17 protein-coding genes and 2 tRNA genes are annotated in these 18,788 nt (G+C 65.8%); 7 read left to right on the top strand and 12 right to left on the bottom strand.

Going from position 1 to position 18,788, the window contains the following annotated elements:
* Positions 1 to 6: 6 nt before the first annotated feature.
* The 11 genes from CH306_RS15960 to argS form a co-directional block, all read right to left on the bottom strand.
* Entirely contained in the window at positions 7 to 669 is a 663-nt protein-coding gene (locus CH306_RS15960) for an L-threonylcarbamoyladenylate synthase (protein WP_045194476.1), read from the bottom strand.
* Between the two features lie 66 nt (positions 670 to 735).
* Entirely contained in the window at positions 736 to 1,620 is an 885-nt protein-coding gene (prmC, locus tag CH306_RS15955) for a peptide chain release factor N(5)-glutamine methyltransferase (protein WP_032393516.1), read from the bottom strand.
* A 34-nt stretch (positions 1,621 to 1,654) separates the two neighbouring features.
* Positions 1,655 to 2,464, bottom strand: coding sequence for an SHOCT domain-containing protein (locus CH306_RS15950; RefSeq protein ID WP_094647096.1), 810 nt, complete (start codon positions 2,462 to 2,464; stop codon positions 1,655 to 1,657).
* 106 nt (positions 2,465 to 2,570) lie between these two features.
* Positions 2,571 to 3,647 carry a peptide chain release factor 1 gene (gene prfA / locus CH306_RS15945; protein WP_032393514.1) on the bottom strand — a complete coding sequence of 359 codons (1,077 nt, stop codon included), beginning with the start codon at positions 3,645 to 3,647 and terminating at the stop codon, positions 2,571 to 2,573.
* A gap of 97 nt (positions 3,648 to 3,744) precedes the next feature.
* Entirely contained in the window at positions 3,745 to 3,978 is a 234-nt protein-coding gene (rpmE, locus tag CH306_RS15940; protein ID WP_008715081.1) for a 50S ribosomal protein L31, read from the bottom strand.
* Between the two features lie 198 nt (positions 3,979 to 4,176).
* The gene (gene rho, locus CH306_RS15935; protein WP_373453974.1) at positions 4,177 to 6,246 is read right to left on the bottom strand and encodes a transcription termination factor Rho; all 2,070 of its coding nucleotides are present in this window, start codon (positions 6,244 to 6,246) and stop codon (positions 4,177 to 4,179) included.
* A gap of 371 nt (positions 6,247 to 6,617) precedes the next feature.
* Complete coding sequence (thrB, locus tag CH306_RS15930) at positions 6,618 to 7,550, bottom strand: homoserine kinase (RefSeq protein ID WP_032393512.1); 933 nt, start codon at positions 7,548 to 7,550, stop codon at positions 6,618 to 6,620.
* A 19-nt stretch (positions 7,551 to 7,569) separates the two neighbouring features.
* Positions 7,570 to 8,637, bottom strand: coding sequence for a threonine synthase (gene thrC / locus CH306_RS15925; RefSeq protein ID WP_027497914.1), 1,068 nt, complete (start codon positions 8,635 to 8,637; stop codon positions 7,570 to 7,572).
* Positions 8,634 to 9,935: a homoserine dehydrogenase gene (locus CH306_RS15920; RefSeq protein WP_032393511.1), complete on the bottom strand. Its 1,302-nt coding sequence runs from the start codon at positions 9,933 to 9,935 to the stop codon at positions 8,634 to 8,636. Before CH306_RS15920 ends, thrC begins: the two co-directional genes overlap by 4 nt.
* On the bottom strand, positions 9,932 to 11,353 hold the full coding sequence (gene lysA, locus CH306_RS15915) for a diaminopimelate decarboxylase (protein WP_094647095.1): 1,422 nt from the start codon (positions 11,351 to 11,353) through the stop codon (positions 9,932 to 9,934). The genes CH306_RS15920 and lysA overlap by 4 nt, the downstream gene beginning before the upstream one ends.
* Positions 11,350 to 13,002, bottom strand: a complete 1,653-nt coding sequence (argS, locus tag CH306_RS15910; protein WP_094647094.1) for an arginine--tRNA ligase — start codon at positions 13,000 to 13,002, stop codon at positions 11,350 to 11,352. The genes lysA and argS overlap by 4 nt, the downstream gene beginning before the upstream one ends.
* 231 nt (positions 13,003 to 13,233) lie before the next feature.
* Between argS and CH306_RS15905 the strand changes: the two genes are divergently transcribed.
* The 5 genes from CH306_RS15905 (at position 13,234) to CH306_RS15885 (ending at position 16,533) form a co-directional block, all read left to right on the top strand.
* Positions 13,234 to 14,115, top strand: a complete 882-nt coding sequence (locus tag CH306_RS15905) for a DUF3105 domain-containing protein (RefSeq protein ID WP_032393508.1) — start codon at positions 13,234 to 13,236, stop codon at positions 14,113 to 14,115.
* Complete coding sequence (locus CH306_RS15900) at positions 14,115 to 14,837, top strand: DUF305 domain-containing protein (RefSeq protein WP_094647093.1); 723 nt, start codon at positions 14,115 to 14,117, stop codon at positions 14,835 to 14,837. The genes CH306_RS15905 and CH306_RS15900 overlap by 1 nt, the downstream gene beginning before the upstream one ends.
* Before the next feature lie 67 nt (positions 14,838 to 14,904).
* Positions 14,905 to 14,977: transfer RNA gene (locus CH306_RS15895), tRNA-Arg, on the top strand.
* Between the two features lie 60 nt (positions 14,978 to 15,037).
* Positions 15,038 to 15,931, top strand: a complete 894-nt coding sequence (locus CH306_RS15890; RefSeq protein ID WP_094647092.1) for a hypothetical protein — start codon at positions 15,038 to 15,040, stop codon at positions 15,929 to 15,931.
* Between the two features lie 14 nt (positions 15,932 to 15,945).
* A complete protein-coding gene (locus CH306_RS15885) occupies positions 15,946 to 16,533 on the top strand; it encodes a class I SAM-dependent DNA methyltransferase (RefSeq protein ID WP_094647091.1) in 588 nt (195 codons plus the stop codon).
* Between the two features lie 49 nt (positions 16,534 to 16,582).
* On the opposite strand, the gene CH306_RS15880 is transcribed toward CH306_RS15885, so the two are convergent.
* Positions 16,583 to 16,653 (bottom strand) — tRNA-Cys (locus CH306_RS15880).
* A gap of 105 nt (positions 16,654 to 16,758) precedes the next feature.
* Between CH306_RS15880 and CH306_RS15875 the strand changes: the two genes are divergently transcribed.
* Positions 16,759 to 18,102: a DUF2254 domain-containing protein gene (locus tag CH306_RS15875; RefSeq protein WP_094632254.1), complete on the top strand. Its 1,344-nt coding sequence runs from the start codon at positions 16,759 to 16,761 to the stop codon at positions 18,100 to 18,102.
* A gap of 35 nt (positions 18,103 to 18,137) precedes the next feature.
* Positions 18,138 to 18,671 carry a MarR family winged helix-turn-helix transcriptional regulator gene (locus tag CH306_RS15870; protein ID WP_032393535.1) on the top strand — a complete coding sequence of 178 codons (534 nt, stop codon included), beginning with the start codon at positions 18,138 to 18,140 and terminating at the stop codon, positions 18,669 to 18,671.
* The last annotated feature ends 117 nt before the right edge of the window (positions 18,672 to 18,788 follow it).

The following is an 18,788-nucleotide window of genomic DNA, read 5'->3' as shown; positions in this document are numbered from 1 at the left end:
GGCATGTCAGGACGCTCCCGGGACCAGGCTTTCGGCGGTGACACCGAGAACCTCGGCAATCTTCTCGGTGGGGATTGCACCGACCCGCAGAATTCGAGCTCGATCGCTCGTCAGATCGATGATGGTCGACGCCACCGCGTGATCGGCCGGTCCCCCGTCCAGATAGACAGCGGCCGAGCCGCCCAGTTGTTCTCGTGCCTCCGTCACGGTGGTGGCGGGTGGACTGCCGGAGATGTTGGCGCTGGACACCGCGAGTGGGCCGACCTCGCGCAACAGCTCGAGTGCAACCGGGTGCAGCGGCATCCGCAACATGACGGTGCCCTGGGCGTCGCCCAGATCCCAGGCCAGGGATGGAGCCTGCTGCACGACGATGCTCAGTGCGCCGGGCCAGAAGGCACGAATGAGATCTCGGGTGCGTGGTCGGACGCTCTGGACCAGTCCGTCGATGGTGTTCCACGATCCGACGAGCACGGGCACGGGCATGTCGCGTCCCCTGCCCTTCGCGCGGAGCAGATCCGTGACGGCGCTGCCGTCGAATGCATCGGCGGCGATCCCGTACAGGGTGTCGGTAGGCATCACGACGAGTCGGCCGGACTTGAGGGCACCGCGGGCAGCGGTCAATCCGGCAGCGCGCGCGTCGGCTTCACGGCAGTCGTAGACGGTACTCACGGCACCTATCCTTCCACCTTCGATAACGAAGTGATGTCAGGTGTCGCCCGCCTGCCGTTCCCGTCGTCAGGCCGAGGCCGGATGTGCCCGTGCGGCGACGACGAACCGGGGCCTGCCCGCCAGATCCGGATGCGCGGTGACCTCGGTGAACACTCGTCGCCTGGACAGCAACGCCGCAACCTCGCTGCCATTGGAGTCGTCGTGTTCGATCGCGACGCCACCGCCGACCCGAAGCCAGCGGGCGATGTTGGCGATCATCGGTTCGATGACCGACAGTCCGTCCGCACCGCCGAACAGCGCCATGTGTGGATCGTGGTCGATCACCTCGGGATCGAGTTCTGCCCCCTCCGGGATGTAGGGCGGGTTGGCGACGATCATGTCGACTGCACCGTCGAGCTCGGTCAACAGGTCACGGGCCGTGACGTCGCCGTGGTGCAGTGCGATCGGGGTATCACCGAGGCCACTGCGCAGATCGGCATTGCGCCGGGCCCACGCCAATGCCGACGGGTCGAGTTCGACGGCATGGACGACGGCGTCGGGCCGAGCGTTTGCGATCGCCAGTGCCAATGCCCCCGAGCCCGTACACAGATCGAGAATCACCGGCGGGTGGTGGTCGACGTTTTCGAGGAACGCCAGAGCCCACGCCAACAACAATTCGGTTTCCGGTCGGGGCACGAACACGCCCGGTCCTACTTCGACGTCGATGTTGCCCAGCGACGTGGTTCCCGTGATGTATTGCAGCGGAATGCGTTTCGCGCGTTGCTCGACGGTTCGGAAGTACGCCTCGACGAGCTCGGGTTCCACGAGCGGCACCAAACCGAGACGGCCGCGATCGACTCCGACGAGGTGTGCGGCGAGCAGCTCCGCATCGACCCGTGGGCTCGGCACACCGGCAGCATCGAGCATCGATGTTGCTTCGAGGATGGCCAGACGTAACGGCTTTCGGCTCACTCGTACAGACTGCCACGAGGCTCCGACAGCCCGGTCACAAGCGCCCCAGCAACTCCGACTTCTTGGCGTGGAACTCGTCGTCGGTCAGGAAGCCTTTCGCGTGCAGACCCGCCAGCGCCTCGATCGCCGCCGTGATGTCGGAGATGTCAACACCCGACGAGTTGCTCCGGAGCGATTGGTTCGAGGACGGTTCCGAGGACGACGCGTGCGCGTGGGGCGGCGAGACGGATTGCGGTGCCGGCTGGTTCTGCGAGTTCGTTCCACTCGACTGCTGGTCGACGCGAGGCAGGCTGCCGGCGGTGAACGTGCCGTACTGGCTGGTGAACTCCAGCGAGCCCGGTCCGCCGCCCTGCTGTTGCTGAACCCCGCCGATGGAGTGATCGAGAGTGTCGTACACGGCCAGTTCGCCGCCGACCGACACGGCGAGGCGTCGAGAACCAGGGAACACGGCGTACTGCGAGCCGTTCTGACCACCGCTCGAGCTCGGCGTACCGAGATCCGACGGCCACCACGAGCCGCCGCCGAACGAGTTGCCACCGAACGAGCCGCTGCCGGTCTCTCTGGGTGGGTACACCTGATGCTGCGAGAGCACGGCAGACAGATCGCGGCAGAGGCCGTCGACCCGGCTCTTGAGTCCGTGATCGAACATGTTGCCCACCATGGTCATTCCGCCGCGCATCCATTGCCCACTGCCGCCGAGCTCGGGAATGTTGAACTGCGCCATGCTGCCGCGGCCGTTGTTGACGGCGTCGAGCATGGTGCGGACGGCGTCGGTCGAGACGCCGTAGCGCGCCGACAGCTCGGACACGGCGTTCTCGCCTGCGGGGGTCAGGGCATGGTTCATCTCTGGTGTGCCTCTCGGGCGCTGTTACGGGGTCGAACCTGGCCGCCAGGGTAACGCACCGATCCGTGAATCAGCCCGGCGAAATCTGTAAAGCTTTGCGCCGGAGCTACTCTGCCTGCATGCGCGCATCGCGGTCTGCCTTGGCGAGCGCGTCGAGCAACGCATCCATTTCCCCGTCGAGCAGAGCGTCGAGGTTGTGTGCCTTGAAGCCGATGCGGTGATCGGTGATGCGGTTCTCGGGGTAGTTGTAGGTTCTGATCCGCTCCGAGCGGTCGACGGTACGCACCTGGCTGGCTCGACCGGCCGAGGCCTCTTCGTTGGCCGCTTCCTCCGCGGCCGCCTGTAGGCGAGCGGCGAGAACCTGCATCGCGCGCGCCTTGTTCTGCAGCTGCGAGCGCTCGTTCTGGCAGGTGACCACGATGCCCGTGGGCAGGTGCGTGAGCCGGACTGCGGAGTCGGTGGTGTTGACGCCCTGTCCACCCTTGCCCGACGAGCGGTACACGTCGATACGCAAGTCGGACTCGTCGATCTGTACCTCTTCGACTTCGTCCGGTTCGGGGTACACCAGGATGCCTGCCGCAGAGGTGTGTACACGCCCCTGCGATTCGGTCACCGGTACCCGTTGGACGCGGTGGACTCCGCCCTCGAACTTCAGCCGTGCCCAGACGCCGTCGAGGGGATCCTTGGTCTTGATCGACAACGTCGCGTCCTTGTACCCGCCAAGGTCGGAGACGTTCGCGTCGAGCACCTCCACGCGCCACCCGCGGCGTTCGGCGTAGCGCACGTACATCCGTGCGAGATCGGCCGCGAAGAGCGCCGACTCCTCGCCGCCCTCACCCGACTTGACCTCCATCACGATGTCGTCGCCGTCGTGCGGATCGCGCGGTGCCAGCAGGTCGGTCAGAGTCTGCTCGAGCTGCAGCACCGTCGCTTCGAGGTCGGGAATCTCGGCCGCGAACGACGAATCGTCGGCCGCCAACTCCCGTGCGGCTTCGAGGTCGTCCTGCGCGGAGGTCAGCTTGGTGTGCGCGGACATGATGGGGGCTAGTTCGGCGAATCTCTTGCCTGCTCTGCGGGCCGCGGACGGATCGTTGTGCAGAGCCGGGTCGGCGAGTTGCTGCTCGAGTCCGGAGTGTTCGGCGAGGATGTCGTCGATGGCCGAAGGCTTGTCTGTTCTCGCCATGGTGGTGACTCACTCTCGAACGCGGGTGCAACTGAATGTGGACACAAAAAAGCCGACGCCCGTCCTGTGATGCACAGGACGGGCGTCGGCGAAACAGCTAGCTGTCTGCGTCGGCCTTCTTGCCGGCGCGCTTGCCGTAGCGAGCCTCGAAGCGAGCGACGCGGCCGCCGGTGTCGAGAATCTTCTGCTTGCCGGTGTAGAAGGGGTGGCACTGCGAGCAGACCTCGACGCTGATGCGCTCTTTGTCGGTGGTGCTTCGGGTCTCGAAAGTATTGCCGCAACCACAGACGACTGTCGTCAGTGTGTAGTCGGGGTGAATTCCTGCCTTCATGGTGTCCTTACCGTTCTCTCTAGTGGTCGCCGGGTCGTCTTCGCCGATCGAAGACGTGAACCGGAACCGGACTCGGCCGTTGATTATGCCAGAGCGTGCATCTGACCTGCTAATCGCCGGTACTTCTGTGCCGACAGTTCCTTACAACGCGCGCACCTGTCGGCTTGTTCCCCGGACGCGACGTCCGGGGAACAACCGTCAGTCGTTCGCCCCGCCCGGCGCAGTCTTGGAGACTTCCATCAGGAACTCGAGGTTGTTCTTGCTCTTCTTCAAACGGTCGACCAGCAGGTCGATGGCTTGATGCGAGTCCAGTCCGGACAGCACGCGCCGCAGCTTGTGCACGACGGCAGCCTCGTCGGGAGCAAGGAGCAGCTCGTCGTGGCGGGTGCTCGACGGGTTGATGTCCACTGCCGGGAACACGCGGCGTTCGGCGATCTTGCGATCGAGCTTGAGCTCGGCGTTACCGGTGCCCTTGAACTCCTCGAAGATCACGGTGTCACCGGTGGATCCGGTTTCGACCATGGCCGTGGCGATGATCGTCAACGATCCGCCGTGCTCGATGTTTCGAGCCGCACCGAGGAATCGCTTCGGCGGGTACAGCGCGGTCGAGTCGACACCACCGGACAGGATTCGGCCCGATGCAGGCGAGCTGTTGTTGTACGCACGTCCCAGACGAGTGATCGAGTCGAGCAGAACCACCACGTCCTGGCCGGCCTCGACCAGACGCTTGGCCCGCTCGATCGCCAATTCGGCCACCGCGGTGTGGTCGCCCGGCGGCCGGTCGAACGTCGAGGCAATGACCTCGCCCTTGACGGAGCGCTGCATGTCCGTCACTTCCTCGGGACGCTCGTCGACGAGGATGACCATCAGGTAGCACTCGGGGTTGTTGATCGCGATCGCGTTGGCGATGGCTTGCAGAACGCTCGTCTTACCTGCCTTGGGCGGGCTGACGATGAGTGCGCGCTGGCCCTTGCCGATCGGCATCACCAGGTCGATGATGCGCGTGGTCAGGATGTTCTGCTGCGTCTCGAGGCGCAGTCGCTGATTGGGGTACAGCGGGGTGAGCTTGCCGAATTCCGGACGCTTGCGCGCGGCCTCGACCTCTCCCCCGTTGACGGTGTCCAGTCGCACGAGCGGATTGAACTTCTGCCGCTGGCTCGACTGCTCGCCTTCGCGTGCCACGCGAACCGCACCGGTGACCGCGTCGCCGCGTCGAAGGCCGTTCTTGCGGACCAGGTTCATGGAGACGTAGACGTCGTTCGGTCCGGCGAGGTAGCCGGAGGTCCGGACGAACGCGTAGTTGTCGAGAACGTCGAGGATGCCGGCTACCGGCTGAAGAACGTCGTCCTCGCGGATCTCGGTGTCGCGCTCGCGGCCACCGCCACCGTCGTTGCCGTCGCCACGGTCGCGACCGCGACGGCGTTCGCGGAACCGACGTCCCCGACGTCCGCGGCCTTCGCCATCGTCGTCCTGGTTGTTGTCGCGGTTGTCGCGCGGGCCGTTGTTGCGATCCTCGTTGCGGTTGTCGTTGCGACCGTCGCCCTGATTGCGATTGCGCCCACCCTGATTGCGCCCGCCGCCGTCACGGTTGGAATTGTCCCGATCACCCTGATTGCGGTTTCCGTTGTCTCGGTTGCCGTTCTCGCGGTTGGAGCCGTCCCGGTCGCCTTGATTCCGGCTTCCCGAGTCACGGTTGGCATTGTCGCGGTTGCCGTCGGCGTCACGCGGTTCGCGCTCCGACCCGTCCTGGCGGTTGCGTTCGCCGCGACTACGACGGGGGCGCTCGGTGGCGGCGTTGTCCCCGGTCTCGTCCGGCTTCTCGGCCTGCGGCGCTGCTGCAGCCGAATCGGCGGCCGCGGGAGCGGATCCGGCCGAATCGTTGCTGTCGTCGAGTGGCAGTTGATCGGGAGCACCTGCGCGGCGACCCGCGGCCCGACGGCCGCGGGTGCGGCGACCCGTCTCGGGGGCGGAATCGGCAGCATCGCCCGCTTGCGTCGCGGGTGCGTCCGCGGACGGCGCTTCGGGAGTCGACTGCTTCGGTGCCGCCTCCACTGCAGGCCGATCTTCGACGGCAGGCGCGGATGCAGCGGCACGACGCGACCTCGGTGCGTCGGACTTCGGTGCATCGGATTTCGGCGCGTCCGACTTGGCCGGTGCACTGCCCGACTGACGCTCGGAGATCGCAGCGATCAGATCGCCCTTGCGCATGCCGGAAATGCTCTTGATGCCCAGTTCACCAGCGAGGCTGCGCAGCTCGGTGAGAACCATTCCGGACAGGCCTGCACGTCGGCGTGACGTTTCGGGCGCAGAGATAAGTTCCGTATCGGTCACGGAGGTCCTTTCCTTCCCTCGCTCGCTCGATGCGCAGCCGAGGGTTCGTTCCGCAGTTCGGCGTTCTGCCGAACTCGGATATTGCCGTTCATGTTCGACGCACTCCGTCGACGACACCATCGATCCTCGACCGCAGAGAACCACGGGGAGGATCGAGTCAGGAGCGTCACATCACTCGGACGTTTGAATCCCCCGAATACAGCGACCTGATTGCCCTGACGAAACCGGCGTCTGAAGCGCACGATGTACGGACAGGGTTCACCATAGCGCCGTTGTCCCCACTCGGCAAGAACCCTACTCGGTGTTCGTCACGCGACGGTGACTCCGTCGGCCACGTCGAGGTCGAGCACTCGCCACCCCTCGGCCGACGCGGCCTCGCGCAGATCGGCCGGAAACTCGTCGGTGCACAGCGCCATGACCGTCGGGCCCGCGCCGGACACCACGGCTGCGATGGACCGCGCGCGCAAGGTGGCGATCCAGCGCGTGGTGTCGGGCAGCGCCTGAGCACGCTGACCTTGATGCAGCAGGTCCTCCGTCGCGGACATCAACAGATCCGGACGCTCGGTCAGCGCCACCACCGCGAGTGCACTTCGGCTGACATTGAAGGCCGCGTCGCGATGGGGCACCAACTCGGGCAACAGTCCCCGGGTGTGCGACGTCGACGAGCGCTCGGACGGTACGAGCACGACGACCTTGATGCTCGGGTGCACCTCGAGCCGAACGGCCGCGTACTTGCGCGCCGTCACACTGGCATTGGGCGGTTCGCTCCACGACACGACCGCACCGCCGAGGCAACTCGCGGACGCGTTGTCGGGATGACCCTCGAATTCCGACGACAGCTGGACGAGCTGGCCCTCCGACAGCGCGAGCGACCGATCCACCTTCGCAGCGAGCGCATTGGCAGCCGCCAGGCCCCCGACCACAGCCGACGCCGAGGATCCGAGCCCCCTCGAATGGGGAATTGCGTTGCGGCAGTGCACATCCAGGCCGTCGGCCCACACTCCGGCCGCTTCGAGTCCCCGCTCGATGGCGCGCACCACCAGATGCGTCGGGCCCCACGGCACGTCCGCCGAACCCTCACCGTCGACGTGAATCCGAAGTCCCGACGCGGTGGTCTTGACCTCGATCTCGTCGTACAGCCCCAAAGCGATTCCGAGACTGTCGAATCCGGGCCCGATGTTGGCACTCGACGCCGGGACGCGCGCGGTGACCGTCAGCCCGATGGGCAGTGTCGTCGTCATGGCCGGAGATTCCGTCAACTCAGGCCAGCTCGAGCGCAGCCGCGACAGCGACGGGATCGACCGAAATCGGCTCTACGACAGGCATTCCCGACAGCGCAGTGTCGGGATCCTTGAGGCCGTTTCCGGTGACCGTGCACACGACGGTCAGGCCCGGCTCCAGCCAGCCTTCCTTTCGAGCTGCCAGGAGTCCGGCGACACTGGCCGCGGAGGCGGGCTCGACGAACACACCTTCGGTCTTCGCGATCAACCGGTACGCCTCGAGGATCTCCTCGTCGGTCGCTGCGCGGAATGCTCCGTTCGACTCTTCCTTGGCATTGACGGCACCGTTCCAGGATGCGGGCGAACCGATCCGGATTGCGGTGGCGATCGTTTCCGGATCCTTCACCGGCGCACCGTGAACCAGAGGAGCCGCGCCCGCGGCCTGGACTCCGAGCATCCGCGGCTTGCGCGTGGTGAGACCGTCACGGAAGTACTCCGAGTAGCCACGCCAGTACGCGGTGATGTTTCCCGCGTTGCCGACCGGCAGTGCGTGGATGTCCGGTGCGTCGCCGAGGGCGTCGCAGATCTCGAAGGCTGCGGTCTTCTGCCCTTCGATGCGGACGGGGTTGACGGAGTTGACCAAGCCGATGGTCGGGAACTCGGCCGTCGTCTTGCGGGCCAGTTCGAGGCAATCGTCGAAGTTGCCCTGCACCTGGATGATCTTGGCTCCGTGCATGACTGCCTGAGCGAGCTTGCCCATGGCGATCTTGCCCTGCGGAACCAGCACGGCACAGCTCATTCCGGCCTTGGCCGCGTACGCTGCCGCGGAGGCCGAGGTGTTGCCGGTCGAGGCGCAGAGAACGGCTTCCTGGCCTCGGGCGAGCGCGTCGGTGACGGCCATGGTCATCCCTCGGTCCTTGAAGGAACCGGTGGGGTTGAGTCCCTCGACCTTCAGATGCACTGTGCACCCGGTCAGTTCGGACAGGTGCCCGGCAGGCAACAACGGCGTTCCGCCCTCGCGCAGCGTGACGGTCTTCCAATCCGGGCCGATCGCCAGACGGGAGCGGTATGCCTCGATCAGACCGGGCCAGGGGGTGTGGACGCTCATACGGTGGTGCCTTCCAATCGGAGAACGCTGGCGACGTTGACGACGACGTCGAGCTGCTCGAGGGATGCAACGGTGTCGGACAGTGCGGAATCGGCCGCGAGGTGCGTGACGACGACGAGCCTGGCTCCGTCACCCGAGCCCTGCTGACGCACCGTGGAAATGCTGACGTCGCGTTTGGAGAACTCGGCCGCCACCGTGGCGAGAACACCTGGCTTGTCCGCGACCTGCATGCTGACGTAGTAGCGAGTGAGGATGTCACCCATGGGGGCCACCTTGAGCTTGGCGTACTTGGATTCGAGTGGACCCCGTCCGCCGTAGAACTTGTTGCGAGCGGCCATCACCAGGTCGCCGAGTACCGCGGACGCGGTCGGCGCACCGCCTGCACCCTGGCCGTAGAACATCAGGCGGCCGGCCGCCTCTGCTTCGACGACCACGGCGTTGAACGCACCGTTCACCGCTGCCAACGGGTGGTTCAGCGGAACGAGCGCTGGGTAGACCCGAGCCGAAATTCGCTCCTTGCCCTTGGGCGTGACGATTCGCTCGCAGATGGCCAGCAGTTTGATGGTGCAGTCCAGGGATTTCGCGGTCTCGAGATCGTCCGCGGTGATCTTGCTGATGCCCTCGCGGTAGACGTCACCGGCCGTGACCCGCGTGTGGAACGCGATGGACGCCAGGATCGCGGCCTTCGATGCAGCGTCGTAGCCTTCGACGTCGGCGGTCGGGTCGGCCTCGGCGTAGCCCAGACGCCCTGCCTCGGCGAGAGTCTCGGCGTAGTCCGCTCCGGTCTCGTCCATGGCCGAGAGGATGAAGTTGGTGGTGCCGTTGACGATGCCGGCGACCTTGTTCACGCGGTCACCTGCGAGGGACTGCATCAGCGGGCGAACCACGGGAATGGCTCCGGCCACGGCGGCCTCGAAATACAGGTCGGCGCGCGACTTCTCGGCCGCGTCGGCCAGTTCTCCGGTGTACTCGGCCAGCAGGGCCTTGTTGGCCGTGATGACGGACTTACCCTTCTCTAGGGCAGAGAGCACCAGCTTGCGGGGAATGTCGATTCCACCGAGCACCTCGACGACGATGTCGACGTCGTCGCGGCCGACGAGTTCGGCCGGATCGTCGGTGAGCAGCTCGGGCGGAACTCCACGATCACCGTCGACCCGACGCACAGCGATGCCCCGAATCTCAAGTGGCGCACCGATTCTCGCCTCGAAGTCCTCGGCGTTCTCGGTGAGGATTCGAACGACCTCGCTGCCGACGTTTCCGAGTCCGAGTACGGCGACGCCTATCGGCTTCGATGTCATGGCTGAACCTCCAAGCTGAGCAGATCTTCGATGGTTTCCCGCCGCAGGATCAGGCGCGAATGCCCGTCCCTGACCGCAACCACAGCGGGCCGCGTCAGCAGGTTGTAGCGACTGGACATGGAGTAGCAGTAGGCCCCGGTGGCCGCTACCGCGAGCAGGTCACCCGGGCCGACGTCCGCCGGCATCCACGTGTTCTTGATGACGATGTCGCCACTCTCACAATGCTTTCCGACCACCCGAGCCACGAGCGCCTCGGCTTCGCTCGTCCGCGAGACCAGCCGGCAATCGTATTCGGCCTGATACAGCGAGGTTCGGATGTTGTCGCTCATGCCGCCGTCGACGCTGATGTAGCGCCTTCGCGTCGTCTTGTCGACGGTGACGTCCTTGATGGTGCCGACCTCGTAGAGCGTGACGGTGCCCGGTCCGGCGATGGCGCGGCCGGGTTCGACGGCGATCGTCGGGACAGGCAGTCCCACCGCGGCGGATTCCGTCTCGACGATGGTGGTCAACTTCGCCGCGAGTTGCTTCACCGGCGGCGGGTCGTCGGTCGGCACGTACGAAATGCCCATGCCGCCACCGAGATCCAGCGTCGAGATCTGGGAGGTCTTGTCGACGCCGAACTCCGAGACGATGTCTCGGAGCAGCCCGATGACCTTGTGCGCTGCCAGCTCGAAGCCGTCGACCTCGAATATCTGCGAACCGATGTGACTGTGCAGTCCCACGAGGCGAAGGTTGTCGGCAGCGAACACGCGCCGGACGGCGTCGAGCGCCGAGCCGTCGGCGAGCGAGAAGCCGAACTTCTGGTCCTCGTGCGCGGTAGCGATGAACTCGTGCGTATGTGCTTCGACACCGACGGTGATGCGGATCAGCACGTCCTGCACCACACCGGCCGCTCCGGCGACGTCGTCGAGTCGATCGATCTCGATGTTGGAGTCGAGTACCACATGTTCGACGCCTGCGCGCACGCCCGCCTCAAGCTCGGCGACCGATTTGTTGTTGCCGTGCATGGCAATTCGATCGGCCGGGAATCCGGCAGCCAACGCGATGGCCAACTCTCCCCCGGAGCAGATGTCGAGCGAGAGTCCTTCGTCGGCCACCCAACGTGCGATCTCTCCGCACAGGAAAGCCTTGGAGGCGTAGTGAACTCGTTCGGGTGACCCGAACGCTGCCGCCATTTCACGGCAGCGCGAACGGAAGTCGTCTTCGTCGACGACGAACAACGGTGTGCCGTACTGCTCTGCGAGCTCGGTGACCGACACTCCGGCGAGACGGACGGTGCCGTCCTCACCGCGCTCGGCGTTGCGGGGCCACACCTGCTCGGGCAGCGTCGTCATCTCCGACGCGTCGGCCGGGCGATGGGACATCGACTCTTTCGCGGGGGAATCGGCATGTTTGGGTCCTGCCGGATGTGCGCTCACATGCGCTCCGGTGCGCTGACGCCGAGCAGTTCGAGGCCGTTGGCCAGGACCTGCCGGGTCGCGTTCCCCAACGCCAGTCGTGCGGTGTTCACAGGTCCGGGCTCCTCGTCTCCTTGTGGAAGTACTCGACACGCACCGTAGAAGCGGTGGTACGCCCCCGCCAGCTCCTCGAGGTAGCGGGCGATCCGGTGTGGTTCGCGTAGTTCGGCGGCGCTGGCCACCACTCGTGGATACTCGCCGATCGTCCTGATCAACTCGCCTTCCTGCTCGTGGGTGAGCAGGCTCAGATCCGGCTGCTGAGCGCTGATTCCCAGTTCGGCGGCATTGCGTGCGAGCGAGGCAAGGCGGGCGTGGGCGTACTGGACGTAGTACACCGGGTTCTCGTTGCTCGCGCTCGCCCACAGCGCGAGGTCGATGTCGATGCTCGAGTCGACGGACGAACGGATCATCACGTACCGGGAAGCATCGACGCCGATGGCTTCGACCAGGTCGTCGAGGGTGATGACGGTTCCGGCACGCTTGCTCATCTTCACGGCCACGCCGTCGCGGACGAGGTTGACCATCTGGCCGATGAGCACCTCGACGGTCTCGGGGTCGTCTCCGAACGCAGCCGCGGCCGCCTTGAGCCGTCCGATGTACCCGTGGTGGTCTGCTCCGAGCATGTAGATGCACAGGTCGAAGCCGCGCTGCCGCTTGTTCTGGAAGTAGGCGATGTCGCCGGCGATGTAGGCGGCGTTGCCGTCGCTCTTGATGACGACGCGATCCTTGTCGTCACCGAAGTCGGTGGACCGCAGCCACCAGGCCCCGTCCTTCTCGTAGAGGCTCCCCGAGGTCTTGAGGTATTCGACCGACTTGTCGACGGCCCCGGACTCGAAGAGCGAGTTCTCGTGGAAGTAGACGTCGAAGTCGACACCGAACTCGTGCAGGTTCGCCTTGATCCGATCGAACATCAGCTCGGTGCCGATGGACCGGAACGCCTCCTCCCTGGCCTCGGTGTCCAGTGCGAGCGCGTCGGGCCGCTCGGCCAGCACGTGCGCTGCGATGTCGGCGATGTACTCACCCGCGTAGCCGTTGTCGGGTGCAGGCTCACCCTTCGCTGCGGCGATGAGCGACTGAGTGAAGCGCGCGATCTGAGCGCCGTGATCGTTGAAGAAGTACTCGCGGGTGACCTCTGCTCCGTGGGCGGTCAGGATGCGGCCGAGTGCATCGCCGACGGCGGCCCACCGGGTACCACCGAGGTGCACCGGGCCGGTCGGGTTGGCCGAGACGAACTCGAGGTTGACCTTCTTGCCTGCCATCGTGGAACCGTTGCCGAATGCCGCACCTGCGGCGAGTACGCGGGCGACGATCTCGCCCTGCGCTGCGGCGGCCAGCCTGATGTTCAGGAATCCGGGCCCTGCGACGTCGGCATCGGCGATGGCGGCGTCGGCGGCGAGAGCCTCGGCGAGCCAGCCGGCGAAGTCGCGGGGATTGGCTCCGGCCTTCTTCGCGACCTGCAGTGCCACGTTGGTTGCGTAGTCGCCGTGCTCGGGATTTCGGGGACGCTCGACGGTCAGCTTCGCAGGCAGGACGGATGCATCCAGGCCGCGGTCGGCAAGCACCTTCGCGGCGGTCGCGTGAAGCAGTTCGGCAAGATCGGCGGGAGTCACAGGTAGCTATCCTATTGGCTGGTGCGCGGCGTCCTCGCATCCACTGCCCGTCTGCCCGCGAGCAGCCTCGGCCGACGCGGTCCGCGCAGGCTCTGAGCACGCTCTCAGGCAGAGAACGTACAGTGAGGACGCTCTGCGCGGACGCTCATCCAATGATGCCGTCACCAGCAGATACGTAGCACCAGCGCAACCGACCACCACCTTTCCTCGACTGAGAGAGCAACTACAGCGATGCCAACGGGTCCCGACAAAGGCAGTCAGAACAAGTCGGCTGCGAAGGCAGACAAAGCCATCAATGCAGCCAACAAGAAGTCAGCTCGCAAGAAGAAGGGCGGTGTGCCCACCGCCACGGGCAGGCAGATTCCCTGGCTGACGGTTGCCGGTGTCGTCGTTGTCGTCGGTCTCGTAGCGGGCCTCGGGATCAATCTGTATCCGAAGTACCAGGACCGAGCCGAGGCGCAGAAGTTCGCACCCAGCGAGGCCAATCAGGACCCGTCGACGGGCATCGAGGGTGTGACCGTGCAGGAGTACCCCGCGGCTCTACACGTCGGGCGCACGCAGCGGGTCGCCTACGACCAGTCGCCGCCGTTCGGTGGACCGCACGATGCCGTGTGGGCCACCTGCACTGGAATCGTCTATCCCGAGGCCATTCGCACCGAGAATGCCGTGCACTCCCTCGAGCACGGTGCCGTCTGGGTCACCTACAACCCCGACGACCTGAACGCGGACCAGATCCAGTCGCTGGCCGATCGCGTCGACGGTGAAACGCAGATGATGATGTCGCCGTACCCCGGCCTCGACTCCCCGGTCTCGCTGCAGTCGTGGGGCCACCAGCTCAAGCTGGACAGCGTGGACGACGAACGCATCGGACAGTTCATCTCTGCACTTCGACTCAATCGCTTCGCCTACCCGGAGGTCGGTGCCAGCTGCGCGTCCGTCCCGAACACCAGCGGTGACGGCTTCGATCCCGACAACCCGCCGCTGTTCGATGCCTCCGCTCCCGGCGCGGACGCGGTGCCGATGGACGGTGCCGGGATCACTCCCGACGCCAGCGAGGCCGGTGGCGCCGGCGGGATGCAGCTGCCCAGCGATCTCCAGATCCCCGCGAACTGATGACCGCACCGGCACCGACCGAGAATGCGGAGGCCACCACGTCTGCGACCAAGCCGAGCCAGCGCACCGCGCTGGTGGCCCTTGCGCTGATCGCCGTCCTCGCGATCGGCTTCGCCGTGGGCTTCCTGGTGCAGAGTCCACTGGGCGGCGACGACAGTGCACCGGCCGCGGACTCGGTCGATGTCGGCTTCGCTCAGGACATGACCGTGCACCACAACCAGGCCATCGAGATGGCCGCGGTGGCGCTGACCAACGCCTCCGATCAGGCCGTCAAGAACCTGGCGTTCGACATGCTGACCTCGCAGCAGAACCAGGTGGGACAGATGCAGGGCTGGTTGGCCCTGTGGGATCGAGCACCGATCTCGACCGACGGCTACATGACCTGGATGGCCGAGGACGACTCGCACGGTCACTCGATGGGCGGGATGTCCATGGATCCCGGATCCTCTGATCCCACCCGCGCCATGCCGGGAATGGCCAGTTCGGCCGAACTCGCCGCGCTTCGGCAAGCCACCGGCTCGGACGTCGACGTGATGTTCCTCCAGCTGATGCTGCGCCACCACGAGGGCGGTCTGGCGATGATGGAGTACGCGCAGACGCACGCGCAGTCACCTGCGGTGATCAATCTGGCGAAGTCCATGGTTGCCACCCAAACCAGCGAGTCGACGCTGATGAAGCAGATGCTCGCCGAGAAGGGTGCGCAGCCGCTGCCCGAGGGGTGATTTCGACTCGCGTCCCGGATGCGCTAGTCTTTCGTACAGCCCAACAGGCACACCGGTTCGCCGGTGCGCCCCCGTAGCTCAGGGGATAGAGCGTTCGCCTCCGGAGCGAAAGGCCGCAGGTTCGAATCCTGCCGGGGGCACACATCTTTCACGCAGTTCACTGTCGTGCGGTGGCTGCTCGAACGAGACGGTGGACTTCGATGTCCGAGGATCTCCCCCACATCGCCACCGTCATCGACGATCTGTATTCGCTCCCTCCCACCGATTTCGTCTCGCACCGCACCGCATACGTTTCCCGCTTCAAGAAGGCCGGCGACAAAGCCGGTGCCACCCGCATCGGTGCCCTCCGCAAGCCCACGGTCGTGGCGTGGTTGGTGAACACACTCGCTCGGCGAGACGAATCGGCTCTGGCCGAACTGTTCGATCTGGGCGAGCAACTCGAACGAGCCCAGCAGCGCGGCGACGGCCCCCGGCTGCGTGAATTGTCCACTGCTCGAAGCACTTCGATACGCGCCCTGACCGATCGTGCAGTCTCGCTGGGACGCGAGACCGGGACCACCGTCGGCGACAACGCTGCCCGCGAGATCTCCAACACCCTGAACGCAGCGATGGCCGATGCCGAGATACGCGACCGCGTGCGTGCCGGCCGAACCGTAGTATCCGAAACGTACAGCGGCTTCGGACCTGCGCTGCTCTCCCTCGTTCCCGACCCGCCCGACGAGAATGACGGTGCCGAGTCCGACGAGTCCGACTCGCCGTCCTCGGAGATCGAGGACGACCGGCAGGAAGCGGACGAAGCCGAACGGAACCGGCTGCTCGCCGAACTCGAGTCGGCCGAATCCGATCTCGATGCCGCACGAACCGAAGCCGAGGACGCCCGGGCCGACACCGAACGAACGGCGTCCGAATTACACAGTGCTGCAGCGGAAGTAGAGCGAATCGAGTTCCAGTTGGAGGCCGCCAGGGCCACAGCGCAGGCTGCTCGAGAAGCGAACGAGGCCAGTGTCCTGCAGGCGGAGTCGACGGCGGAGGCACTCGAGGCGGCCCGCGCTCGCGTCGCCGAAGCCCAGTCCGCCCTCGAGGAATTGAGCTGACCTACCCTGACGGGGTGACCACACGCTGGCAGGCCGAGAACTCCGCAGACGATTCCGCACGCTACATCGAGCGTTTCGACCGCCTGGCCGAACGCGGTGTGGATCTGCACGGCGAGGCCCGCATGGTCGACGCGGTGGTCTCCCCCGCGTCGAGCATTCTCGATGCCGGATGCGGTACCGGCCGACTCGGTGTGGAGTTGGCCCGACGCGGACACCGGGTGACCGCAGTGGATCTCGATCCGGTTCTGGCCGAGGCAGCGCGCGCACATTCCGAACTCGACGTGCACGTCGCCGATCTGACGACGCTGGATCTCGGCCGGACCTTCGACGCGGCCGTGGCCGCGGGCAACGTACTGGTCTTCATGAAACCCGGAACCGAACGCGCAGCGCTCGAACGCATCTGGGCACACCTGACCGGTGGCGGGGTGTTCGTCGCCGGATTCGCCACCGATCGGGAGTACACCGTCGATATGCTCGACGCGGATCTGGCGGCGGCCGGCTTCGTCCTCGAACACAGATTCGCGACCTGGGATCTGCGGCCCTGGCACGACGACGCGGACTGGGCCGTCACCGTGGCACGCAAGCCCGCTCTGCTTGCCTGATGCGAAACGAATCGAGACCGACCATTGCTGGTCGGCCTCGATCGAACAGAGCGAGCGACGGGATTCGAACCCGTGTGAACGGCTTTGCAGGCCGGTGCCTAGCCACTCGGCCACACCCGCATCACCGATGACGATGCCGTATCGAGTGGGCGCGGCCCACAGTTTCGATCGCCGTGATTCGAACCCCGAGGGTTGGTTCGGACGCCCAGGGGAAGACTGTGCGTCATGAAGGAACACTTGGCCAAGCTGCGAGAATCGTTCTGGTTCATTCCTGCCGTCCTCGGAGTTGTCGCACTCGTGCTCGCGCAGGCACTGGTGAGTCTGGATCGCTACCTGCTGGACACCCGCGTGGATCTGACGGGCTCGCTGCTCTATCACGTGGGTGCCAGCGGTAGCCGCGACATCCTCGGTGCGATCGGCGGGTCGATGCTCGGCGTGGCGGCGACGTCGTTCTCCATCACCATCTCGGTTCTCGCCACCGCCAGCTCCTCGTACGGCCCCCGCCTGGTGCGCAACTTCATGGCCGATCGCGGGAACCAGGTGGTGCTCGGCATCTTCGGTGCCACGTTCCTGTACTCGCTGATGGTGCTGCGGTCGATTCGCTCGATCGAATCCGACGGGTCGGTCTTCGTGCCGGACATCGCCGTGAACGTCGCGGTGGCGCTCGCGGTGGTCGACGTGGGTGTGCTCGTCTACTTCATCCATCACATCGCGCAGTCGATCCAGGTGGCGACGCTGTCCGCCCGCGTCCGGGACGAACTGTCCGAGTCCGTCGACGCGCTCTACCCACCCGAGCAGCCCGCCGATGCGGCATCGGCGGAGGGCATCGTCAAGCCGCCCGTCTACACGACGGTGTTGGCCGAGGAGTCCGGGGTGATCATCGACATCGACGAAAACGGCTTGTTGGACATCGCTGCCGACACCGACACGTTGATCGACATTCATCGAGTACCCGGTGACCATGTCGTTGCCGGTGAACCGCTCGCCGACGTCCTGGCAGATCGCTCGGCAGACATCTCGGCGGACGCGATCGGACGAGTTCGAGGGTCGTTCGACATCGGCACTAGTCGAACACCCCGACACGACATCGCTTTCGCCGTCGAGCAGATGACCGAGATGGCGGTACGCGCTCTGTCGACGGGGGTCAACGATCCGTACACGGCACGCAATGCCATCGACGATCTCACGGTCGGGCTCGTCGCAGTCGTCCAGCGCCCCATGCCCTCTCGTGCTCGTCGCGGCTCCGACGGCACCGTGCGGGTGATCACCCGCCGCGTTGCCGTTCCGTCGTTGATCGACCATGCCCTCGATGCCGTGCGGATCTACGGCACCGGCAGCCCCATGGTGGTGCAGGCAGGCATACGTCTGGCCGAACGAGTGGGTCGCGCGGCACAGTCCTCCGAGAACGTCGATGCCGTACTGACCCAGCTGGACCTGCTGGACCGCGCACTGGCATCCGGCGACACCGACACCGCCCGCACAGTCGAAGCCCGAGAGCAGATCTCGCTCGCCCGCGTGGCGATCACGGATCGAGTTCCGCTCGCAGTACCTCGCGTCGTGATTCGGTAGACGCCGGAAGCGGGCACCGTGGGAGGATGGTCGGTATGCCAGCACCGTCCCCGCTTCCCCTCGATCCCATTGCAGAGGCACACCGCCAGTGGACCAAGCACGGCTGGTCCGAGGCCGCCGACGGTATGGCCGCGGTGACGTCGTTGATGCGTGCGCAGCAGATCATGCTGGCACGGGTCGAGGAAGCGTTGAAGCCGACGGGACTGACCTTTTCGCGCTACGAATTGCTGACGTTGTTGACCTTCACCAAGAACGGCGCTCTTCCGATGGCGAAGGCAAGCGCACGTCTGCAGGTGCATCCCACGAGCGTGACCAACGCTGTCGATCGCCTCGAGTCGGTGGGATACGTTCGACGCATCCCGCATCCGAGCGATCGGCGCACCACGCTGGTCGAAATCACCGAGCAGGGACGCACGTTGGCGGTCGAGGCCACCGAGCGCCTGAACTCACTGGTGTTCGCACGCCCCGGGCTGGCGCGTGACAAGTTGATGGCGCTCGTTCGGATCCTGGCGGAACTGCGTTCGGATGCAGGCGATTTCGACAGTGATGACATAACCACATCGTTCTGAGTTCGATGGTGACTCGTCACAAGACAATGGCACACCCGTACCGTTCGTGATCCAATTGCACTGGGAACAGGGCGGAGTCGAGCTGCTGAAGGGCGGGGCGGGGTGCTGGTGTTGGCC

The sequence above is a fragment of the Rhodococcus sp. 15-725-2-2b genome (assembly GCF_002259075.1).
Classification (GTDB): domain Bacteria; phylum Actinomycetota; class Actinomycetes; order Mycobacteriales; family Mycobacteriaceae; genus Rhodococcoides.
The sequence above is the reverse complement of the archived record's forward strand: the minus strand, read 5'-3'. Positions and strand labels throughout refer to the sequence as shown.

Bases quoted from the DNA above. Each gene is read 5' to 3' on its own strand.
- CH306_RS15950 (WP_094647096.1), bottom strand. From the start codon at position 2,464: ATGAACCATGCCCTGACCCCCGCAGGCGAGAACGCCGTGTCCGAGCTG.
- prfA (WP_032393514.1), bottom strand. From the start codon at position 3,647: ATGGCGAGAACAGACAAGCCTTCGGCCATCGACGACATCCTCGCCGAA.
- rpmE (WP_008715081.1), bottom strand. From the start codon at position 3,978: ATGAAGGCAGGAATTCACCCCGACTACACACTGACGACAGTCGTCTGT.
- rho (WP_373453974.1), bottom strand. From the start codon at position 6,246: ATGGTTCTCACCGAGCTGCGCAGCCTCGCTGGTGAACTGGGCATCAAG.
- thrB (WP_032393512.1), bottom strand. From the start codon at position 7,550: ATGACGACGACACTGCCCATCGGGCTGACGGTCACCGCGCGCGTCCCG.
- thrC (WP_027497914.1), bottom strand. From the start codon at position 8,637: ATGAGCGTCCACACCCCCTGGCCCGGTCTGATCGAGGCATACCGCTCC.
- CH306_RS15920 (WP_032393511.1), bottom strand. From the start codon at position 9,935: ATGACATCGAAGCCGATAGGCGTCGCCGTACTCGGACTCGGAAACGTC.
- CH306_RS15905 (WP_032393508.1), top strand. From the start codon at position 13,234: ATGCCAACGGGTCCCGACAAAGGCAGTCAGAACAAGTCGGCTGCGAAG.
- CH306_RS15900 (WP_094647093.1), top strand. From the start codon at position 14,115: ATGACCGCACCGGCACCGACCGAGAATGCGGAGGCCACCACGTCTGCG.
- CH306_RS15890 (WP_094647092.1), top strand. From the start codon at position 15,038: ATGTCCGAGGATCTCCCCCACATCGCCACCGTCATCGACGATCTGTAT.
- CH306_RS15875 (WP_094632254.1), top strand. From the start codon at position 16,759: ATGAAGGAACACTTGGCCAAGCTGCGAGAATCGTTCTGGTTCATTCCT.
- CH306_RS15870 (WP_032393535.1), top strand. From the start codon at position 18,138: ATGCCAGCACCGTCCCCGCTTCCCCTCGATCCCATTGCAGAGGCACAC.